This is a genomic window from Streptomyces sp. BK022, from assembly GCF_004217355.1.
GTDB lineage: Bacteria > Actinomycetota > Actinomycetes > Streptomycetales > Streptomycetaceae > Streptomyces > Streptomyces griseoluteus.
This window is the reverse complement of the sequence record NZ_SHKU01000008.1, coordinates 227,894-244,456: the sequence shown is the minus strand read 5'-3', so window position 1 is coordinate 244,456 and position 16,563 is coordinate 227,894. Positions and strand designations below refer to the sequence as shown.

Genomic DNA, 16,563 nt, shown 5'->3' with positions numbered 1-16,563 from the left:
GCTCCAGAAGCCATGAGGAAGAGCCACCCCATCCGCCGCGTGATGCTGGCCACCGCGGCCACCGTGTCCGGTGTCGTGCTGCTGCTGTCGCTGAAGCCCGCGTCCGACCCGGCGTCGGCCTCGGCGGCCGCCCCGCCGGCGTCGGCGGCCGCGCAGGAGTCGCCGCAGGGCGGGTCCGGCGGCGGTGCCCCGGCGTCCGACCGGGCCGGCACGGTCACCGGGGACGCGGCGCAGACGCCGTACGGTGCCGTGCGGGTCCGGCTGACGGTCAGCGGCGGGAAGATCACCAAGGCGGAGGCCGTCGAGGCGCCGAAGGGCCCGACGAGCGACGAGAAGACCGCGCTCGCGGTGCCCCGGCTGAACCAGGCGGTCCTCGCGACGCAGAACGCGGACATCGATTCGGTGTCGGGGGCGACGTACACCAGCAGCGGGTACAAGAAGTCGCTCCAGTCCGCGCTGGACCAGGTCAAGAAGGGCTCCGGCGGCGGGAGTCCGGGTGCGGCCGAGGCGCGTACGGTCACCGGAAGCGCGGAGCAGACGCCGTACGGGGCCGTCCAGGTGCGGGTCACGCTCAGCGGGAAGAAGATCACCAAGGCGGAGGCCGTCCAGGCGCCCAAGGGCCCGACGAGCGACGAGAAGACCGCGCTCGCGGTGCCCCGGCTGAACCAGTCGGCGGTCGCGGCGGGCAGCGCGGAGATCGACTCGGTGTCCGGGGCGACCTACACCAGCACCGGGTACAAGAAGTCGCTCCAGTCCGCGCTGGACCAGGCCGGTGGCTGAGACGGTGGCCGAGCGGGCGGGGACACCGCATGTGCTGCGGCACGCCGAGGAGGTCATGGGGACCGTCTTCTCCTTCGACGTGCGCGGCGGCGACCCCGGCGAGGTGCGCGCGGCGCTGGAGACGGCGGTCGCGGGGCTGCACCGGGCCGACGACGTGTTCAGCACCTACCGCGAGGACAGCGAGGTGTCCCGGCTGGCCCGCGAGGAGCTGACGCCCAAGCAGTGCGCCCCCGAGGTGCGGGAGGTGCTGGCGCTGGCCGCCGAGGCGGAGCGGGTGAGCGACGGCTGGTTCAGCACCCGGTACCGGGGGACGCTCGATCCGACCGGCATCGTCAAGGGATGGTCCGCCGAGCGGGCCGCGCGCCTGCTGGCCGTTGTCCCCGGGGTGTGCGGAGTGAGCGTGAACGGCGGGGGTGACGTCCAGATGGTGGGCGCGCCCGAGCCGCACCGGGCCTGGCGGGTGGGCGTGGCCGATCCGCTCCGGCCGGGCGGGCTGGCGGCGGTGGTGTCGGCGGCCGGCGCGGACGAGCTGGCGGTGGCGACCTCGGGCACGGCCGAGCGGGGCGCGCACATCGTGGACCCGCGCACCGGCCGCTCCGCGGTGACCGACCTGGTCGCCGTGACGGTGGTGGCACCCCGGCTGACCTGGGCGGACTGCTGGGCCACCGCCGCCTTCGCAATGGGCTCCCGGGCGGGCCTGGCCTGGCTGGAGTCCCTCCCGGACGTGGAGGGACTGCTGATCACCGCGGGCGACGAGGTCCGCTGCACGGGGGGTCTGGCGGCCCGGCTGGGCTGAGCGGGACCCCCAGTGGCCTGCCGGCGGCCTACGGCGCGTTCTGGGCGAGGCGCAGCAGATGGTCGGCGAGGGCCTGGCCGCCGGTGGCGTCGCGGCTGATCAGCATGAGGGTGTCGTCGCCGGCGATGGTGCCGAGGACGTCATGGAGTTCGGCCTGGTCGATGGCCGAGGCGAGGAACTGGGCGGCGCCCGGCGGGGTGCGCAGCACGACGAGGTTGGCCGACGCCTCGGCGGAGATCAGCAGCTCCTGGGAGAGCCGCCGCATCCGCTCCTCCTTGGCGGAGCCGCCCAGCGGGGCGCGCGGGGTGCGGAAGCCGCCCTCGCTGGGCACCGCGTAGATCAGGTCGCCGTCGGTGTTGCGGATCTTGACCGCGTTCAGCTCGTCCAGGTCGCGGGAGAGCGTCGCCTGGGTGACGCTCAGCCCGTCGTCGGCGAGCAGCTTGGCGAGCTGGCTCTGCGAGCGCACCGGCTGCCGGTTGAGGATGTCCACGATCCGGCGGTGTCGGGCCGTCCGGGTCTGCGGTACGGCGGGTCCGCCCGCCGCCTGATCGTGGTCCTGCGCCTGGCTCATCGTCGTCTCATTCTCGGGGTCGTCCGTCCTCGGTGCGTGCGTCGAGGATGCCGGGCAGTGCCTGGAGGAAGGCGTCCACCTCGTCGTCGCGCAGGTTCAGCGGGGGCATGAGCCGCACGACGTCGGGGGCGGGCGCGTTCACCAGGAACCCGGCCTCCTGGGCCGCCGACTGCGCCTCGTTGGCGTGCGGCCCGGTGAGCACGATACCCAGCAGCAGGCCCGCACCCCGGACGTGGTCGACCAGCGGGTGGTCCAGCGCCTCGATCCCGGTGCGCAGGGCCTCGCTCTGCCGCTTGGCGTTGGCGAGCAGGTCCTCGCCCTCGATGGTGTCCAGGACGGCGAGTCCGGCGGCGCAGGCGACCGGGTTGCCGCCGAAGGTGGTGCCGTGCTGGCCGGGCCGCAGCAGGTCGGCGGCGCGGCCGAAGGCGACGGTGGCGCCGAGCGGCAGTCCCCCGCCGAGCCCCTTGGCGAGGGTGACGACATCGGGCAGTACGCCCTCGTGGGCCTGGTAGGCGAACCAGCCGCCGGTGCGGCCGACGCCGGTCTGCACCTCGTCCAGCACGAGCAGCGCGCCGGTGGCGGCGGTGATGGCGCGGGCGGCCTTGAGGTAGCCGGGCGGCGGCACCACGACCCCGCTCTCGCCCTGGATGGGCTCGATGATCACCATGGCGGTGTCCGGGGTGACGGCGGCGGCGAGCGCCTGCGGGTCGCCGTAGGGGACGTGCGTGACGTCGCCGGGCAGCGGGCGGAACGGCTCCCGCTTGGCGGGCTGGCCGGTGAGGGCGAGGGCGCCCATGGTGCGGCCGTGGAAGCCGCCGTCGGTCGCCACCATGTGGGTGCGCCCGGCGAGCCGGCCGATCTTCAGCGCGCCCTCGTTGGCCTCGGCGCCGGAGTTGCAGAAGAACACCTTGCCGTCCCGGCCGAACAGCCGCAGCAGGCGCTCGGCGAGGGCGACGGGCGGCTCGGCGACGAACAGGTTGGAGACGTGGCCGAGGGTGCCGATCTGCTCGCTCACCGCGCGGACGACCGCCGGGTGGGCGTGTCCGAGGGCGTTGACGGCGATCCCGCCGACGAAGTCCAGGTACCGCTTGCCGTCGGCGTCCCAGACGGCGGTGCCCTCACCCCGCACGAGGGGCAGGCGCGGGGTGCCGTAGTTGTCCATCAGCGCGCCCTGCCAGCGCGCGGTCAGTTCCTCGTTGCTCATGACTCCCCCGGTGTGTCCGGCTCGTCGGGCACGACCATGGTGCCGATGCCCTCGTCGGTGAAGATCTCCAGCAGGATCGAGTGCTGGACACGGCCGTCGATGACGCGGGCGGTGCGCACGCCGTTGCGCACGGCGTGCAGGCAGCCTTCCATCTTGGGCACCATGCCCGAGGAGAGGTCGGGCAGCAGTTTCTCCAGCTCGGTGGCGGTGAGGCGGCTGATCACCTCGTCGGAGTGCGGCCAGTCCTCGTAGAGACCCTCGACGTCGGTGAGGACCATGAGGGTTTCGGCGCCCAGCGCAGCAGCGAGTGCCGCAGCCGCCGTATCAGCATTGACGTTGTAGACATGTCCGTCGTCCTGGGATCGGGCGATCGAGGAGACGACCGGGATGCGGCCGTCGGCGAGCAGGGTCTCGATGGCACCGGTGTCGATCTCGGTGATCTCGCCGACGCGTCCGATGTCGACGAGTTCGCCGTCGACCCTGGGCCGGTGCCGGGTCGCGGTGATGGTGTGGGCGTCCTCGCCGGTGAGGCCGACGGCGAGCGGGCCGTGCTGGTTGAGCAGGCCGACCAGTTCGCGCTGCACCTGCCCGGCGAGCACCATCCGTACGACGTCCATGGCCTCCTCGGTGGTGACGCGCAGGCCGGCCCTGAACTCGTTGACGATGCCGTGCCGGTCGAGGGCGGCGCTGATCTGGGGGCCGCCGCCGTGCACGACGACGGGCCGCAGGCCGGCGTGGCGCAGGAAGACGACGTCCTGGGCGAACGCGGCCTTCAGACTCTCGTCGACCATGGCGTTGCCGCCGAACTTGATGACGACGGTGCGGCCGTGGTGGCGGGTGAGCCAGGGCAGCGCCTCGACGAGGGTCTGCGCCTTGGGCAGGGCGGTGTGCTTCCGCGTGGGGGTGCTCATGAGCTGTACGCGCTGTTCTCGTGGACGTAGTCCGCGGTCAGGTCGTTGGTCCAGATGGTCGCGGTCTCGGTGCCGGCGGCGAGGTCGGCGACGATGTGCACCTCGCGGTAGCGCATGTCGACCAGGTCGCGGTCCTCGCCGACCGAGCCGTCCCGGCAGACCCAGACGCCGTTGATGGCGACGTTCAGCCGGTCGGGCTCGAAGGCGGCCCTGGTGGTGCCGATGGCGGACAGCACCCGGCCCCAGTTGGGGTCCTCGCCGTGGAGGGCGCACTTGAGGAGGTTGTTGCGGGCGATGGACCGGCCGACCTCGACGGCGTCCTCCTCGGTGGCCGCGTTGATCACCTCGACCTTGATGTCCTTGCTGGCGCCCTCGGCGTCGCCGATGAGCTGGCGGCCGAGGTCGGCGCAGACCTCGCGGACGGCGTCGGCGAAGTCGTCGTAGCCGGGGGTGATGCCGGAGGCGCCGGAGGAGAGCAGGAGGACGGTGTCGTTGGTGGACATGCAGCCGTCGGAGTCGACCCGGTCGAAGGTGACCCGGGTGGCGTCGCGCAGCGCCTTGTCCAGCTCGGCGTCGGTGAGCTCGGCGTCGGTGGTGAGGACGACGAGCATGGTGGCGAGGCCGGGGGCGAGCATGCCGGCGCCCTTGGCCATGCCGCCGACCGTCCAGCCGTCCCGGCTCGCCACGGCGGTCTTGTGGTGGGTGTCGGTGGTCTTGATGGCGAGGGCGGCCTTCTCGCCGCCGTGCTCGCTCAAGGAGGCGGCGGCCTTCTCGACGCCGGGCAGCAGCTTGTCCATGGGCAGGGTGACGCCGATGAGGCCGGTGGAGCAGACGGCGACCTCGATGGCGCCGCGTCCGAGGACCTCGCCCACCTTCTCGGCGGTGGCGTGGGTGTCCTGGAAGCCCTGGGGGCCGGTGCAGGCGTTGGCTCCGCCGGAGTTGAGGACGACCGCGCTGATCTGCCCGCTCTTGAGGACCTGCTCGGACCAGAGCACCGGGGCGGCCTTCACGCGGTTGCTGGTGAAGACGCCGGCGGCGGCCCGTCGGGGGCCGGTGTTGACCACGAGGGCCAGGTCGGGGTTGCCGTTCTGCTTGATCCCGGCGGCGATGCCCGCCGCGGTGAATCCCTTGGCCGCTGTGACGCTCAAGGCGCGACTCCGATCGTGGAAAGCCCGGTGGTCTCGTCGAGCCCGAGGGCGATGTTCATGCTCTGTACGGCACCGCCCGCGGTGCCCTTGGTCAGGTTGTCGATGGCGCTGATCACGATGACCCGGCCGGTCTCCGCGTCCAGGGCGACCTGCACCTGGACGGCGTTGGAGCCGGTCACGGCCCCGGTCGCCGGCCACTGCCCCTCGGGCAGCAGCCGCACGAACGGCTCGTCGGCGTACGCCTTCTCGTAGACCGCGCGGACCGCTTCCGCGGTGACCCCGGCGCGGGCCCTGGCGCTGCACGTGGCGAGGATGCCGCGGGGCATGGGGGCGAGGGTCGGGGTGAACGAGACGCTCACCCGCTCCCCGGCGGCCGCGCTGAGGTTCTGGATCATCTCGGGGGTGTGCCGGTGTCCGCCGCCGACGCCGTAGGGGGTCATGGAGCCCATGACCTCAGCTCCGAGCAGATGCGCCTTGGGCGCCTTGCCTGCCCCGGAGGTGCCGGAGGCGGCGACGATCACGGCCTCGGGCTCGGTGATCTGGGCGTCGTAGGCGGGGAAGAGGGCGAGGGAGACGGCGGTGGGGTAGCAGCCGGGTACGGCGATGCGCTTGGCGCCCTCCAACGCGGCTCGCGCGCCAGGGAGTTCGGGCAGGCCGTAAGGCCAGGTGCCGGCGTGCGGGGAGCCGTAGAACCGCTCCCAGTCGGCCGGGTCGGCGAGCCGGAAGTCGGCGCCCAGGTCGATCACGAGCACGTCCGGGCCGAGCTGCTCGGCGACGGCGGCGGACTGCCCGTGGGGCAGCGCCAGGAACACCACGTCATGCCCGGCGAGCGCCTCGGCGGTCGTCTCCGCCAGCACCCGGCCGGCCAGCGGCGCGAGCTGCGGCTGCAACTCCCCCAGCCGCCGCCCCGCGCTGGAATGCCCGGTGAGCGTCCCTACCTCGACCCCGGCATGCCCGAGCAGCAGCCGCAGCAACTCCCCACCCGCGTACCCGCTGGCCCCGGCCACCGCTACACGCACCACCATGCCAACCTCCTTCAACTGGCATGACTATACGTAGTGCCGCAGTTTTATGCAATCAGGTGTACGAAGGGGCTGCCGATGGCGTGGCTGCCACCGGGACCGCGAAGACAGGGAAACGCCCCCTAGGACCGCGTGGCTCTCCCGCACTCGTCCCCGGCGGGCCCGCTCCGGCCGAACGGCGTGTCCCGGTCGTAGGGGTCGACCTCCTCACCGGACGCGTCCGCATGGCGGCCGGGGCCGAAGGGTGGGACGAAGTAACCCGTGGGGGTGCCGCAGCCGCCGTTGGTCATGTCGTACTTGTACGAGGTGACCGAGAAGGTGCCCGGCTCGGTGTGGACCTTGTCGGGGTCGTCCCAGCTCAGGACCAGTTCACGGCGGACGATCGTGCGCAGGATCTCGTCGTCGCCGCCCGTAGGGGCGACCGGGTAGACGAAGGTGACGTCGGCGGTCACCTGGAGGGCGCCGCGTTCGCCCTCCCGGTAGGTGAGCGCGCCGCGCGTCTTCACGACGTCGCCGACCAGGTGGGCGCGGGCGGGCTGGAAGCGGCTGAAGAGGAGGAGGGGGTCGTTCTTCTCGCCCGGGGCTCGGAAGGCGGTCTTCAGGAGGTGCTGGACGTCCTTCTGGTGCGGGTTGATCAGTGCGATCGCCCTCTCGGGATGCTCGCCCCGCAGCACCCCCCGGTCCAGGCTGGACGCGACGAGGAAGTCCCGGCTGCGGGTGAGGGCCCGGTCGACCTCGGCCGCGCTCATCCAGCCGACCGCCCTGGCCTGCTTCGGCATGGTGATCCCCGCCGCTCCGCTCGCCCAGGCCGCCGCCGGTGAGCCACGGAACGGGTCCTGGGCGGTGGGTCGCCGGGCGTCCGGCCGCGACGAGCCGGAACCGGTGACGAGGTCCACCACCCGTCCGGGCGCGAGCGCCACGAAGAGCAGGGCCGACGCGGCCAGCAGTCCGACCGCGTACCGGCCCACGTGCCGTCGGGGCCGCCCGGGCGGGGCGCCGCGCCGGCCGTCCGGGCCCCGGTCGGGCTCCGCGCGCAGCCGGCTCGCCACCTCGCGGGCCCGTGCCGAGGGCTCCTCAGGCGCGTCGGCGGTCCCCTCCACCGACTCGCGCAGGAACCGCTCCCACTCCTCGTCCGACCTGGACGAACCGTCCGGCTCCGTACCCGCGCCCATCCCGCACCCCTTGGTGATCAGTGAACCGCGCCCCACTCCCCTGGGACGCGTCCGCATGATGACACAGCGGGCCGACACCGGGGCGCGCCCAACTGGCCGCGTCAGGGGCTCACTTCACGCGTACAGCCCCGCTCCGGCCATGGCGGGTGCCGCCGCCGGGGCGCGGCGGCCGCGCGCTCGCGGACATAGGATCGCCGCCATGGGACTGCGACCTGTGCACGTCAACATCAAGGCCGTTGACGCCTCGGTGGTCGGGCGGTTCTGGGCCGAGGCGCTCGGGTGGACCGCTTACCGTCCCGGTGCGACGACCTACGTCGGGCCCGCCGGAGGGCTGGTCTGGCCGGACCCCGTGGTGATCGGGGTGGACGTCGTGCCCGTGCCGGAGCCCAGGACGGCGGCCAAGAACCGTACGCATCTCGATCTCGCCACGACCTCCCTGGACCACCAGGCGGAGTTGGTCGCGCGGTTGAAGGAGCGCGGCGCCACAGCGCTCGACATCGGGCAGGGGGACGTGCCGTGGGTGGTGCTCGCCGATCCCGAGGGGAACGAGTTCTGTGTGCTGGAGCCCCGGGAGCGGTACCGGGACACCGGGCCGATCGCGGCGGTGGTCGTGGACTGTGCGGAGCCGTCGGCGATGGCCCGGTTCTGGGGCGGGGCACTGGGCTGGACCGCGCACCGCTCGACCGCCGACCTCGTGCTGCTGCGGTCGGCCGACGGCACCGGTCCGTACCTGGAGTTGTTCCGCTCGCCCACCGCGCACACGGCATCCGACCGCGTCCATCTCGACCTGCTCCCGCGCCCCGGCGCCGACCAGGCGTCCGAGGTCACGCGGCTGAAGGCCCTCGGCGCAGCCGACCTCGACATCGGCCAGGGCGACGTGCCGTGGAGCTGCCTCACCGACCCCGAGGGCCAGGAGTTCTGCGTACTCGCGCTGCCCTGAGCCTCACTCCTTCGCCGCCTCGACCAGCACGTCCGCCGACAGCAGCCCCAGCGCGTTGGAGGCGAGCGGGCTGTCGCCGGTGAGGAGTCCGCGGTCCCGGTGCGTCTGGCCGGTGATCTCGGAGTTGAGGACCTCGACGCCCTGTTTCTCCAGCAGATCGGCGACCAGCCAGCGCAGCCGGCCGGGAAGGTAGCCCATCTCGAGGTTGGGGCCCGTGTCGAGGGCGTCGGGGAAGACGCAGAGCGAGTAGCCGGCGAAGGGCGACCTGTCCTTGCCCCGGGCGGCGGCGAGCAGCGCGGCCGGGCCGTGGCAGAGGGTGATCACGTACTTGTCGTTGGCGAGCGCCCAGTCCAGCGTCTCGGTCACGTCCTCACTCTCCGCGAGCCCGATCACCGCACCGTGCCCGCCGGGGATGAAGACGGCGAGGTAGTCCGACTCGGGCCCGAGCCTGTCCGCGACCACCTCGGACAGCTTCAGCGGCTCCTTCAACCGGGGTTTGACCGCCTCGTACGTCTCCATGACGGCCTTGTCCTCCTCCGGCATGGCCCACAGCTCCAGCTTCACGGGGTTGCCGCTGAGGGTGGCCACGTCGACGTCGAAGCCCGCCTCCATCATGTGGTGCAGCGGGAGCAGCATCTCGACGGGATGGTTGCCGGTGGAGAAGAAGGTGCCGTTCTCGGTGAGCAGATACCGCTCGTCCGTGCCGATCATCAGCACCTTCCACCGCCCGCCGGAGTAGGCGCCCTTGTGCTGGACTCCGTCGAAATCGGTCTTCGGCGCGGTGTACTTGCTCAGCGAGTACGGGGACGGGAAGAACGCGTTGTCCTCGGCCGGGTCCGGAGCCGGGTCCTTGCTCAGGGCGGTCGCGTCCGACATGGGAAACCTCCGTGGGGCAGGGCGGTCGGCGGGGGAACGTCCCTTTCTCCAACGTAGACACCGCGCCGGTCACCCGCATGATGTGCGGGTGCCGCCTCGGGGGTGCACAGTGGCCGGGGGGAGCGCGCGGAGGAGACGGGATGTCCCAGCAGCCACCGGAGACCGCTCAGGAATTCGACTTCGTCGTGGTCGGCTCGGGCGCCGGCGGCGGCCCCCTGGCCGCCGGTCTCGCCCTGGCCGGGCACCGGGTCCTGGTGCTGGAGGCGGGCGACGAACACGACTGCCCGTACTACTCGATCCCGATCATGCAGGCGTTCGCCAGCGAGGACCCCGACATGGCGTGGAGCTTCTTCGTACGCCACTGGGACGACGCGGCGACCCGGCGCGCGGACCACAAGTCCACCGGCGCCGAGGACGGCGTGCTGTACCCGCGCGGCAGCTCGCTCGGCGGGAGTACGACGGTCAACGCGCTGATCATGCTGTTCCCGCAGGGCAAGGAGTGGCAGCGCCTGGTGGAGCTGACCGGTGACTCCGGGTGGAGCCAGGAGGCGATGCGGGAACGCTTCCGGCGCCTGGAGAACTGGCAGGGCCAGGACGCCGAGCCGCTTCCCGGCGAGACCCCGGCCGAGCGGGACGCCAAGTCCCGGCACGGCAGGGAGGGCTGGCTCGGTACGACCCGCGCCGCACCCTCCCTGGCCCCCCGCGAACCTCGCTTCCTCGACATCATCGGCGCCGTCGAGCGCACCGCCCGCGACCGCTTCGGCATCCCCGACGACGTCCCCCTCCCGCGCGACCCCAATGCGGCCGACACCCCGCCGGACTTCCAGGGCATGGGCTTCATCCCGGTCTCGGTCGACGGCGGCACCCGCAACGGCACCCGCGAGCGGCTGCTCGACGTACGCCACCGGGTCGGGGACCTGCTGACGATCAGGACCGACACCCTCGTCACGCGCGTGCTGTTCGACGGCGACCGAGCGGTGGGGGTCGCGTACCGCGAGCAGCACCGGGCGTACGGCGCCTCGTCGGACCGTACGTGCCGGCTGCGGCCGGACGCGGCGGACCGGGACGAGGACGCGGTGAGCGAGGGGACGGCGTACGCGCGCAAGGAGGTCGTCCTGGCCGGGGGCACCTACAACACCCCCCAGTTGCTCATGCTGTCCGGCGTCGGACCTCGCGAGGAACTGGAGCGGCTCGGCATCCCCGTACGCGTCGAGGCGCCCGGTGTGGGGCGCAATCTGCACGACCGGTACGAGGCGTCGGTGGTGGCCGAACTCGACCGGGACTACCAGCTGTTCGAGGGCTCGTCGCTGGACGTGCCGCTCGCGGGCGAGGAACAGGACGAGTTGATCGGCGAGTGGTACGCCGACCGGGGCGGCCCCTACGGCACCAACGGCCAACTCGCCGCCCTCATCGGCAGATCGAGCGTCTCGGACGGCGACTCCGACCTGATGCTGCTGGCGATGCCGCTCGACTTCCACGGCTACTACCCCGGTTACGCCGAGGACGCCACCCACGGCCGCAACCGGCTGGGCGTGGTCGTGCTCAAGGGGCACACCAGGAACCGGGGCGGCTCGGTGACCCTGCGGTCCACCGATCCCACCGAACCGCCCGAGATCCGGTTCCACTACTTCTCCGAGGGCACGCCGGGCTGGGAGGAGGATCTGGACGGCCTGGTGGACGGGTTGCGGATCGCCCGGGAGGTGATCCGCAACGCCTCGGAGGCGGGGGTGCGGGGCGAGTTGGTGCCGGGGCCCGAGGTGCGCACCGACGACCAGCTGAAGGAGTGGGCGCGGACCCAGTCCTGGGGGCACCACGCGTGCGGCACCGCCAGGATCGGCGCGGCGGACGATCGGCTGGCGGTGCTGGACGGCGACTTCCGGGTGCGCGGGGTGGAGGGGCTGCGGGTGGTGGACGCGTCGGTGTTCCCCGACATCCCCGGCCTGTTCATCGCCTCCGCGGTCTACCTGGTCAGCGAGAAGGCGAGCGAGGCGCTGCTGGCGGAGTACCCGGCGCCGTGACCCCGGCCTCGCCGAACCACCTGGGCAGGTGGACGAGCAGTTCCTCCTGGCTCTCCCCCGCCCAGGCGACGTGGCCGTCCGGGCGCAACAGCACCGCCGGTACGTCGAGTTCGTCGCTGGTCTCGACGAGGTGGTCCACGCGGTCCGTCCAGCCCTCGGCCGAGAGGCGTCCGGTCTGGTCGAGGAGCAGGCCGCGAGCGGTGTGGGTGTGCTCGTAGAGGCGTCCCTGCTTGAGTTTGACGTCCCGCAGCCTGCGGCCGACGAGTTCGTGCCCGTCGCCCAGGTCGTAGCGGATGTCGACGGCGGTGATCATGCCGGTGATGTGGCGGTTGACCTCCTCGAAGTCCATGAGGCGGGCGAAGAGTTCGCGCAGTGCGGTGGGGCCGGGGTCGGTGCCGAGGAGGGTCATCGCGGCGCGGGTGGTCGCGAGGACGCGGGCGCCCACCGGGTGGCGTTCGGCGTGGTAGGTGTCCAGCAGGCCGCCGGGGGCCCGGCCGTGCACCTCGGCGGCGAGCTTCCAGCCGAGGTTGAAGGCGTCCTGGACGCCGAGGTTGAGTCCCTGGCCGCCGGCCGGCGGGTGGATGTGGGCCGCGTCTCCGGCCAGCAGGACCCGGCCGACGCGGTAGCGCTCTGCCTGCCGGGTGGCGTCGCCGAAGCGGGACAGCCAGCGGGGCGAGTGCACGCCGAAGTCGGTGCCGGCGACCGCCCGTAGCTGCTGCCGGAACTCGTCGAGGGTCGGGGCGGCGCGGTCCTCGGCGACGCCGTCGGCCGGCACGATGACGCGGTACACCCCCTTCTGGCCGTCCACGTCGGGCGAGAGGCCGAACCGCAGCTGCGTCTTGCGGACCTCCTCCACGACCGCGGCGATGGCCGCCGGGTCCTCGGTGGCCTCCATGTCGCCGAGCAGCGTCTCGACCGAGGCCGGCTCGCCGGGGAAGGCGACGCCGAGCAGCTTGCGTACCGTGCTGCGGCCGCCGTCGCAGCCGACGGCGTAGCGGGCGCGGAGGTCGGTGCCGTCGGCGAGTCCCACGGTGACCCCGTCCGCGTCCTGGCTCAGGGCGACCACTTCCTGTCCGCGCCGGATCTCGGCGCCGAGCTCGCGGGCCCACGCGCCGAGGAGGCGCTCGGTGACGGCCTGCGGGGTGGCCAGGCCGTACGGGTGGGCCGTGTCCAGCTGGTCCGGCCACGGCTTGACGATGCCGCCGAACAGGCCGCCGACCTGGAACTTCTCGCGCTCCGCGAGGAACCTGTCCAGCAGGCCGCGCTGGTCCATCACCTCGACGCTACGCGCGTGCAGGCCGCGGCCGCGGGACTGGCTGCTCGGCTCGGCCAGCCTCTCCAGCACGACCACGTCCACTCCGGCCAGCCGCAGTTCCCCGGCCAGCATCAGCCCGGTCGGCCCGCCGCCGACCACGATCACATCGAACATCAACCCGCCCCATCAAAGAAATCACTCACTGGCCGACAGACAGGGGCATACTCCGCGAGCGCCCCATTTCCCTCACTCCCGACCGCGGCCGCCCATTCTGCGACACCGAGGGGGCCTTGCCGCAAGGCCCCCTGTGCGCTATATCTTGAGAGTGGCAAGAGGCGCGTGACCTCTTGCCTTCGTTGTTTTCCGGGTCCGGGCTCCGGCAGAGTCCGGGGCGGGTCGGCGGGCCGCGGATACATTCGTTCTCGTGTCCAGTGAAGAATCCGGGAGCCCCGTCCCGGCCCGGCATATGTGGCCGCTGTACGCGGCCGGGTTCACCACCGCCTTCGGCGCGCACGGCATCGCCGCCACCCTCGGCGGGCGCACCGACGACGCCGTCACCTCCCTGCTGGTACTGGGCGGGCTGCTCGCCCTCTACGACGGTGCCGAGGTGGTCCTCAAGCCCGTCTTCGGCACCCTCGCCGACCGCGTCGGCCCCCGCCCGGTGCTGCTTGGCGGGCTGGTGGCCTTCGCCGTCGCGTCCGCGCTGTACGTCGTCGCCGACAGCCCGGGCTGGCTGTGGGCCGCGCGTCTTGGCCAGGGAGCGGCGGCCTCCGCCTTCTCGCCGTCCGCGTCCGCGCTGGTCGCCCGGCTCAACCCGGCCGCGAAGCACGGGCGGGCGTTCGGCGGCTACGGTTTCTACAAGTCGGTCGGCTACACCCTGGGTCCGCTGCTCGGCGGCGTGCTGGTATGGGCCGGCGGGCTGCGCCTGCTGTTCGCGGTCCTCGCGGTGCTCGGCGCGGCGGTCGCCGTCTGGGCCGCCCTCGCCGTGCCCGTCGTGCCCCCGCTGCCCAAGGTCCGGCAGACCCTCCTCGACCTCGGCCGCCGGCTGGCGGACCCCGTCTTCCTCGCCCCGACTGCCGCGCTCGCCGCGGCCACCGCGGCGCTGTCGGCCGGCGTCGGGTTCCTGCCCGTCTCCGGCCGGGCGGCAGGGCTGGGCACGGTGGCCACCGGGGCAGCGGTGTCGGTGCTCGCCGGCTGCGCGGCCCTCGTCCAGCCGCGGGCGGGGCGTGCTCTGGACGAGGGGCGCCTGACCGCCCGCACGGGCCTGGCCGCAGGGCTGTCGGTCACCGCCTCGGGCCTGGTCTGCGCGATGCTGCCGGGGCTGACCGGCATCCTCCTGGGGGCCGCCCTGATCGGCGCGGGCACGGGGCTGATCACCCCCCTCGGTTTCGCCGCGCTGGCCGCGCGCACACCTCGGGAGCGTCTGGGACAGACCATGGGCGCCGCCGAGCTGGGCCGGGAACTGGGCGACGCGGGCGGTCCGCTGCTCGTCGCCGCCGTCGCGTCATTCGCCACGCTCACCTATGGCTTCGGGGCGCTCGCCGTGGTCATCGGAGCCCTCGCGGCGGCGTTCGTCCGCCGACGCTCGGTGTCGCCCGTTCCCGGTCCGAGGGCCGAAGGGTGAGTGGCCGCGGACATCGCTCACTTCCGGTGCCGCAGGCCGGCGCGGCACCTGGACGAAGCGGGCCACGGCGACGATCCCGTCCCCGGCGCGCTGCTCAGCAGGGAAGGTCGAGCGTGACGGCGCTGCCGTGTGCGGTGTTCTCGGCGTGCGCCGTGCCGCCGTGGGCGATGGCGACGGCGTGGACGAAGGCGAGTCCGAGGCCGGCACCCTCGCTGGTGCGGCTGGCCTCGGCGCGGGCGAACCGGTCGAAGGCCCGGGGCAGGAACTCGGGTGGGAAGCCGGGCCCCTCGTCCGTGACGGTCAGGCGCAGCCCGCCCTCGTGGACGGTGGCGGTGAGGCGGACGGTTCCGTGGCCGTGGCGCAGGGCGTTGTCGAGCAGGTTGCCGAGTGCGGGCTGCAGCCAGCGGGCGTCGACGTCGATCGCCGTGTCGGGCACGTCTGCGCTCAGGACCCGCCCCGCCTGCTCGGCGGTGCGCCGGTGCCGGGCGACGGCGGCCTCGACGAGGTCGGCCAGACGTGTCCGGGCCCGGGTGAGGTGATGGCCGCTGCCTAGCCCCTCCAGGTCGAGGAGCGCGTTGGAGAGGCCGATCAGGCGCTGGACCTCGGTGTCGACCGAGCGGAGGGTGTCGGTCAGTTCCCCGGCGGTACGGGGGCGGTGCAGGGCGACGTCGAGTTCGGCGCGCATCAGGGTCAGCGGGGTGCGCAGTTCGTGGCTGGCGTCGGCGACGAACCGGCGCTCGCGTTCGGCGGCGGCCTGAAGGCGGTCGAGCATGTGATTGAGGGTGTGCCCGAGCCGGGTGATCTCGTCATGGCGGTCGGCGGGCACGTCGAGCCGCGTGTGCGGAACGCCGTCGGCGAGGGTGGCCGCGCCGCTGCGGTAACGCTCGACGGGGCGCAGGGCCCCGCGGGCGGTGCGGTAACCGACGTACGAGGCCGCGATCAGGGTCAGGGCGGACGCGAGAGCGAGCTGGGCGAGGAGTTCGCGCAACGCCTCGTCGCGGTGTCCGCGCCGGACGGCGGCGACCACGACGCGAGGCTGCCCGCCCGTCGTGACATGCCTGGCCTGCAGCCGCAGCGTGTCCGCGGTGATGGGCAGGAGGGAGCCGACGTCCCGGCGGACGGTGGCACCGTGGGCGACGGCGTCCAGCTCGGCGGGGGCGAGCAGCGGCTGGTGGCGGAGGGCGTCGCTGGAGCGCAGGACACGGCCGTGCGCGTCGAGGACCTGCTGGAGGCTTCCGCTGGGGCCGGGCGGGAGCGGCGTCCGGGCGCGGACGGCGGCGTCGAGGCTGCGCTGGTAGGTGGTGAGGTCGTCGTTGAGCTGCTGGTCCAGTGCTGTCCTGACCCGCCAGTAGACCAGTCCGGCGGCACCGGTCAGGACGAGGGCCATGGTGACGGCGACGGCCAGGACGAGGCGGGTGACGACGGGCAGCCGCCGCAACCAGTCCCGCGGGTTCACCGGGTGGTCTCCAGCCGGTAGCCCCGTCCGCGCAGGGTCGTGATGGTCGTACGGCCGAAGGCGCGGTCGACCTTGGCGCGCACCTTGGAGACGTGGACGTCGATGGCGTTGCTGCGCAGGTCGGTCTCGCCGTCCCAGACTTCGTCGAGCAGCTGGAGGCGGGTCACGACCCGGCCCGCGTTCTCCATCAGCACCCGCAGGACGTCGAACTCCCGCCGGGAGAATTCCAGTTCGGTGTCCGCCCGCCAGACCCGCTGCTGCCCGGGGTCGAGGACGAGGTCTCCGACCTGGAGCCGGCCGGCGGGGTCGGGGCGGCGCCGGGATATCGCACGCAGCCGGGCCAGCAGTTCCTCCATGGCGAAGGGCTTGACCACGTAGTCGTCGGCGCCCGCGTCCAGTCCCGCGACCCGCTCGTTGACCGCGCCGCGCGCGGTGAGCAGGATCACGGGGACGTCGATGCCCTCGCCGCGCAGGGTGCGGCACACCTCCACGCCGTCCAGGCCGGGCAGCATCACGTCCAGCAGCACGGCGTCCAGGCGGGGATCACGGGCGGCGACGAGACCGGAAGGCCCGTCGTAACGGCCTTCGGCGGTGTGACCGGATTCGGTGAGGTAGCGGACGACCAGGTCGGTCAGGCGGGTCTCGTCGTCGACGACCAGGCAGTGCATGCCGGTCAGGCTAACCGCCCGCGCGGTCGGCCCCTGCGGCCCGGAAGGCTTCATGGTCTGTTCATGTGACATCCCTACCTTCCTACGAGTCGCGGTGCTCCGCGGGCCGCGGCCGGTCCGCC

At 73.2% G+C, this 16,563-nt stretch carries 15 protein-coding genes; 5 read left to right on the top strand and 10 right to left on the bottom strand.

Annotated elements, in window-relative coordinates:
• Window positions 1-12: 12 nt before the first annotated feature.
• Both EV284_RS30150 and EV284_RS30145 read left to right on the top strand, forming a co-directional pair.
• Window positions 13-780, top strand: a complete 768-nt coding sequence (locus tag EV284_RS30150) for an FMN-binding protein (protein WP_207229173.1) — start codon at window positions 13-15, stop codon at window positions 778-780.
• Window positions 773-1,576 carry an FAD:protein FMN transferase gene (locus tag EV284_RS30145; RefSeq protein ID WP_242625869.1) on the top strand — a complete coding sequence of 268 codons (804 nt, stop codon included), beginning with the start codon at window positions 773-775 and terminating at the stop codon, window positions 1,574-1,576. The genes EV284_RS30150 and EV284_RS30145 overlap by 8 nt, the downstream gene beginning before the upstream one ends.
• 28 nt (window positions 1,577-1,604) lie before the next feature.
• Here EV284_RS30145 and EV284_RS30140 read toward each other — a convergent pair whose 3' ends face one another.
• The 6 genes from EV284_RS30140 to EV284_RS30115 all read right to left on the bottom strand — a co-directional run bounded on the left by EV284_RS30140 (window position 1,605) and on the right by EV284_RS30115 (window position 7,604).
• Window positions 1,605-2,147: an arginine repressor gene (locus EV284_RS30140; RefSeq protein ID WP_030812919.1), complete on the bottom strand. Its 543-nt coding sequence runs from the start codon at window positions 2,145-2,147 to the stop codon at window positions 1,605-1,607.
• A gap of 7 nt (window positions 2,148-2,154) precedes the next feature.
• Window positions 2,155-3,351 carry an acetylornithine transaminase gene (locus tag EV284_RS30135; protein ID WP_130339752.1) on the bottom strand — a complete coding sequence of 399 codons (1,197 nt, stop codon included), beginning with the start codon at window positions 3,349-3,351 and terminating at the stop codon, window positions 2,155-2,157.
• Window positions 3,348-4,262, bottom strand: coding sequence for an acetylglutamate kinase (argB, locus tag EV284_RS30130; protein ID WP_130339750.1), 915 nt, complete (start codon window positions 4,260-4,262; stop codon window positions 3,348-3,350). The genes EV284_RS30135 and argB overlap by 4 nt, the downstream gene beginning before the upstream one ends.
• Window positions 4,259-5,410 (bottom strand): bifunctional glutamate N-acetyltransferase/amino-acid acetyltransferase ArgJ, encoded by a 1,152-nt coding sequence (gene argJ / locus EV284_RS30125; RefSeq protein ID WP_130339748.1) that lies wholly within the window; start codon window positions 5,408-5,410, stop codon window positions 4,259-4,261. Before argJ ends, argB begins: the two co-directional genes overlap by 4 nt.
• Complete coding sequence (gene argC, locus EV284_RS30120) at window positions 5,407-6,435, bottom strand: N-acetyl-gamma-glutamyl-phosphate reductase (protein ID WP_130339746.1); 1,029 nt, start codon at window positions 6,433-6,435, stop codon at window positions 5,407-5,409. Before argC ends, argJ begins: the two co-directional genes overlap by 4 nt.
• 119 nt (window positions 6,436-6,554) lie before the next feature.
• Complete coding sequence (locus tag EV284_RS30115) at window positions 6,555-7,604, bottom strand: hypothetical protein (RefSeq protein ID WP_130339744.1); 1,050 nt, start codon at window positions 7,602-7,604, stop codon at window positions 6,555-6,557.
• Window positions 7,605-7,803: 199 nt separating this feature from the next.
• On the opposite strand from EV284_RS30115, the gene EV284_RS30110 reads away from it, so the two are divergent.
• Window positions 7,804-8,544: a VOC family protein gene (locus EV284_RS30110; RefSeq protein WP_130339742.1), complete on the top strand. Its 741-nt coding sequence runs from the start codon at window positions 7,804-7,806 to the stop codon at window positions 8,542-8,544.
• 3 nt (window positions 8,545-8,547) lie between these two features.
• Here EV284_RS30110 and hchA read toward each other — a convergent pair whose 3' ends face one another.
• Entirely contained in the window at window positions 8,548-9,420 is an 873-nt protein-coding gene (hchA, locus tag EV284_RS30105; RefSeq protein WP_130339740.1) for a glyoxalase III HchA, read from the bottom strand.
• 140 nt (window positions 9,421-9,560) lie between these two features.
• On the opposite strand from hchA, the gene EV284_RS30100 reads away from it, so the two are divergent.
• On the top strand, window positions 9,561-11,438 hold the full coding sequence (locus EV284_RS30100) for a GMC oxidoreductase (RefSeq protein WP_130339738.1): 1,878 nt from the start codon (window positions 9,561-9,563) through the stop codon (window positions 11,436-11,438).
• Here EV284_RS30100 and rox read toward each other — a convergent pair.
• Complete coding sequence (gene rox / locus EV284_RS30095; protein ID WP_130339736.1) at window positions 11,389-12,867, bottom strand: rifampin monooxygenase; 1,479 nt, start codon at window positions 12,865-12,867, stop codon at window positions 11,389-11,391. The two genes, EV284_RS30100 and rox, sit on opposite strands and share 50 nt — an antisense overlap.
• Before the next feature lie 292 nt (window positions 12,868-13,159).
• On the opposite strand from rox, the gene EV284_RS30090 reads away from it, so the two are divergent.
• Complete coding sequence (locus EV284_RS30090; protein ID WP_130340063.1) at window positions 13,160-14,317, top strand: MFS transporter; 1,158 nt, start codon at window positions 13,160-13,162, stop codon at window positions 14,315-14,317.
• A 94-nt stretch (window positions 14,318-14,411) separates the two neighbouring features.
• On the opposite strand, the gene EV284_RS30085 is transcribed toward EV284_RS30090, so the two are convergent.
• Complete coding sequence (locus EV284_RS30085; RefSeq protein WP_130339734.1) at window positions 14,412-15,773, bottom strand: HAMP domain-containing sensor histidine kinase; 1,362 nt, start codon at window positions 15,771-15,773, stop codon at window positions 14,412-14,414.
• A complete protein-coding gene (locus EV284_RS30080) occupies window positions 15,770-16,513 on the bottom strand; it encodes a response regulator transcription factor (RefSeq protein WP_242625868.1) in 744 nt (247 codons plus the stop codon). Before EV284_RS30080 ends, EV284_RS30085 begins: the two co-directional genes overlap by 4 nt.
• Window positions 16,514-16,563 lie beyond the last annotated feature (50 nt).

Coding starts and splice junctions, on each gene's coding strand:
- argC (WP_130339746.1), bottom strand. CDS start 6,435: ATGGTGGTGCGTGTAGCGGTGGCCGGGGCCAGCGGGTACGCGGGTGGG.
- EV284_RS30135 (WP_130339752.1), bottom strand. CDS start 3,351: ATGAGCAACGAGGAACTGACCGCGCGCTGGCAGGGCGCGCTGATGGAC.
- EV284_RS30140 (WP_030812919.1), bottom strand. CDS start 2,147: ATGAGCCAGGCGCAGGACCACGATCAGGCGGCGGGCGGACCCGCCGTA.
- EV284_RS30110 (WP_130339742.1), top strand. CDS start 7,804: ATGGGACTGCGACCTGTGCACGTCAACATCAAGGCCGTTGACGCCTCG.
- EV284_RS30115 (WP_130339744.1), bottom strand. CDS start 7,604: ATGGGCGCGGGTACGGAGCCGGACGGTTCGTCCAGGTCGGACGAGGAG.
- rox (WP_130339736.1), bottom strand. CDS start 12,867: ATGTTCGATGTGATCGTGGTCGGCGGCGGGCCGACCGGGCTGATGCTG.
- EV284_RS30090 (WP_130340063.1), top strand. CDS start 13,160: ATGTGGCCGCTGTACGCGGCCGGGTTCACCACCGCCTTCGGCGCGCAC.
- EV284_RS30100 (WP_130339738.1), top strand. CDS start 9,561: ATGTCCCAGCAGCCACCGGAGACCGCTCAGGAATTCGACTTCGTCGTG.
- argB (WP_130339750.1), bottom strand. CDS start 4,262: ATGAGCACCCCCACGCGGAAGCACACCGCCCTGCCCAAGGCGCAGACC.
- hchA (WP_130339740.1), bottom strand. CDS start 9,420: ATGTCGGACGCGACCGCCCTGAGCAAGGACCCGGCTCCGGACCCGGCC.
- EV284_RS30080 (WP_242625868.1), bottom strand. CDS start 16,513: ATGTCACATGAACAGACCATGAAGCCTTCCGGGCCGCAGGGGCCGACC.
- EV284_RS30150 (WP_207229173.1), top strand. CDS start 13: ATGAGGAAGAGCCACCCCATCCGCCGCGTGATGCTGGCCACCGCGGCC.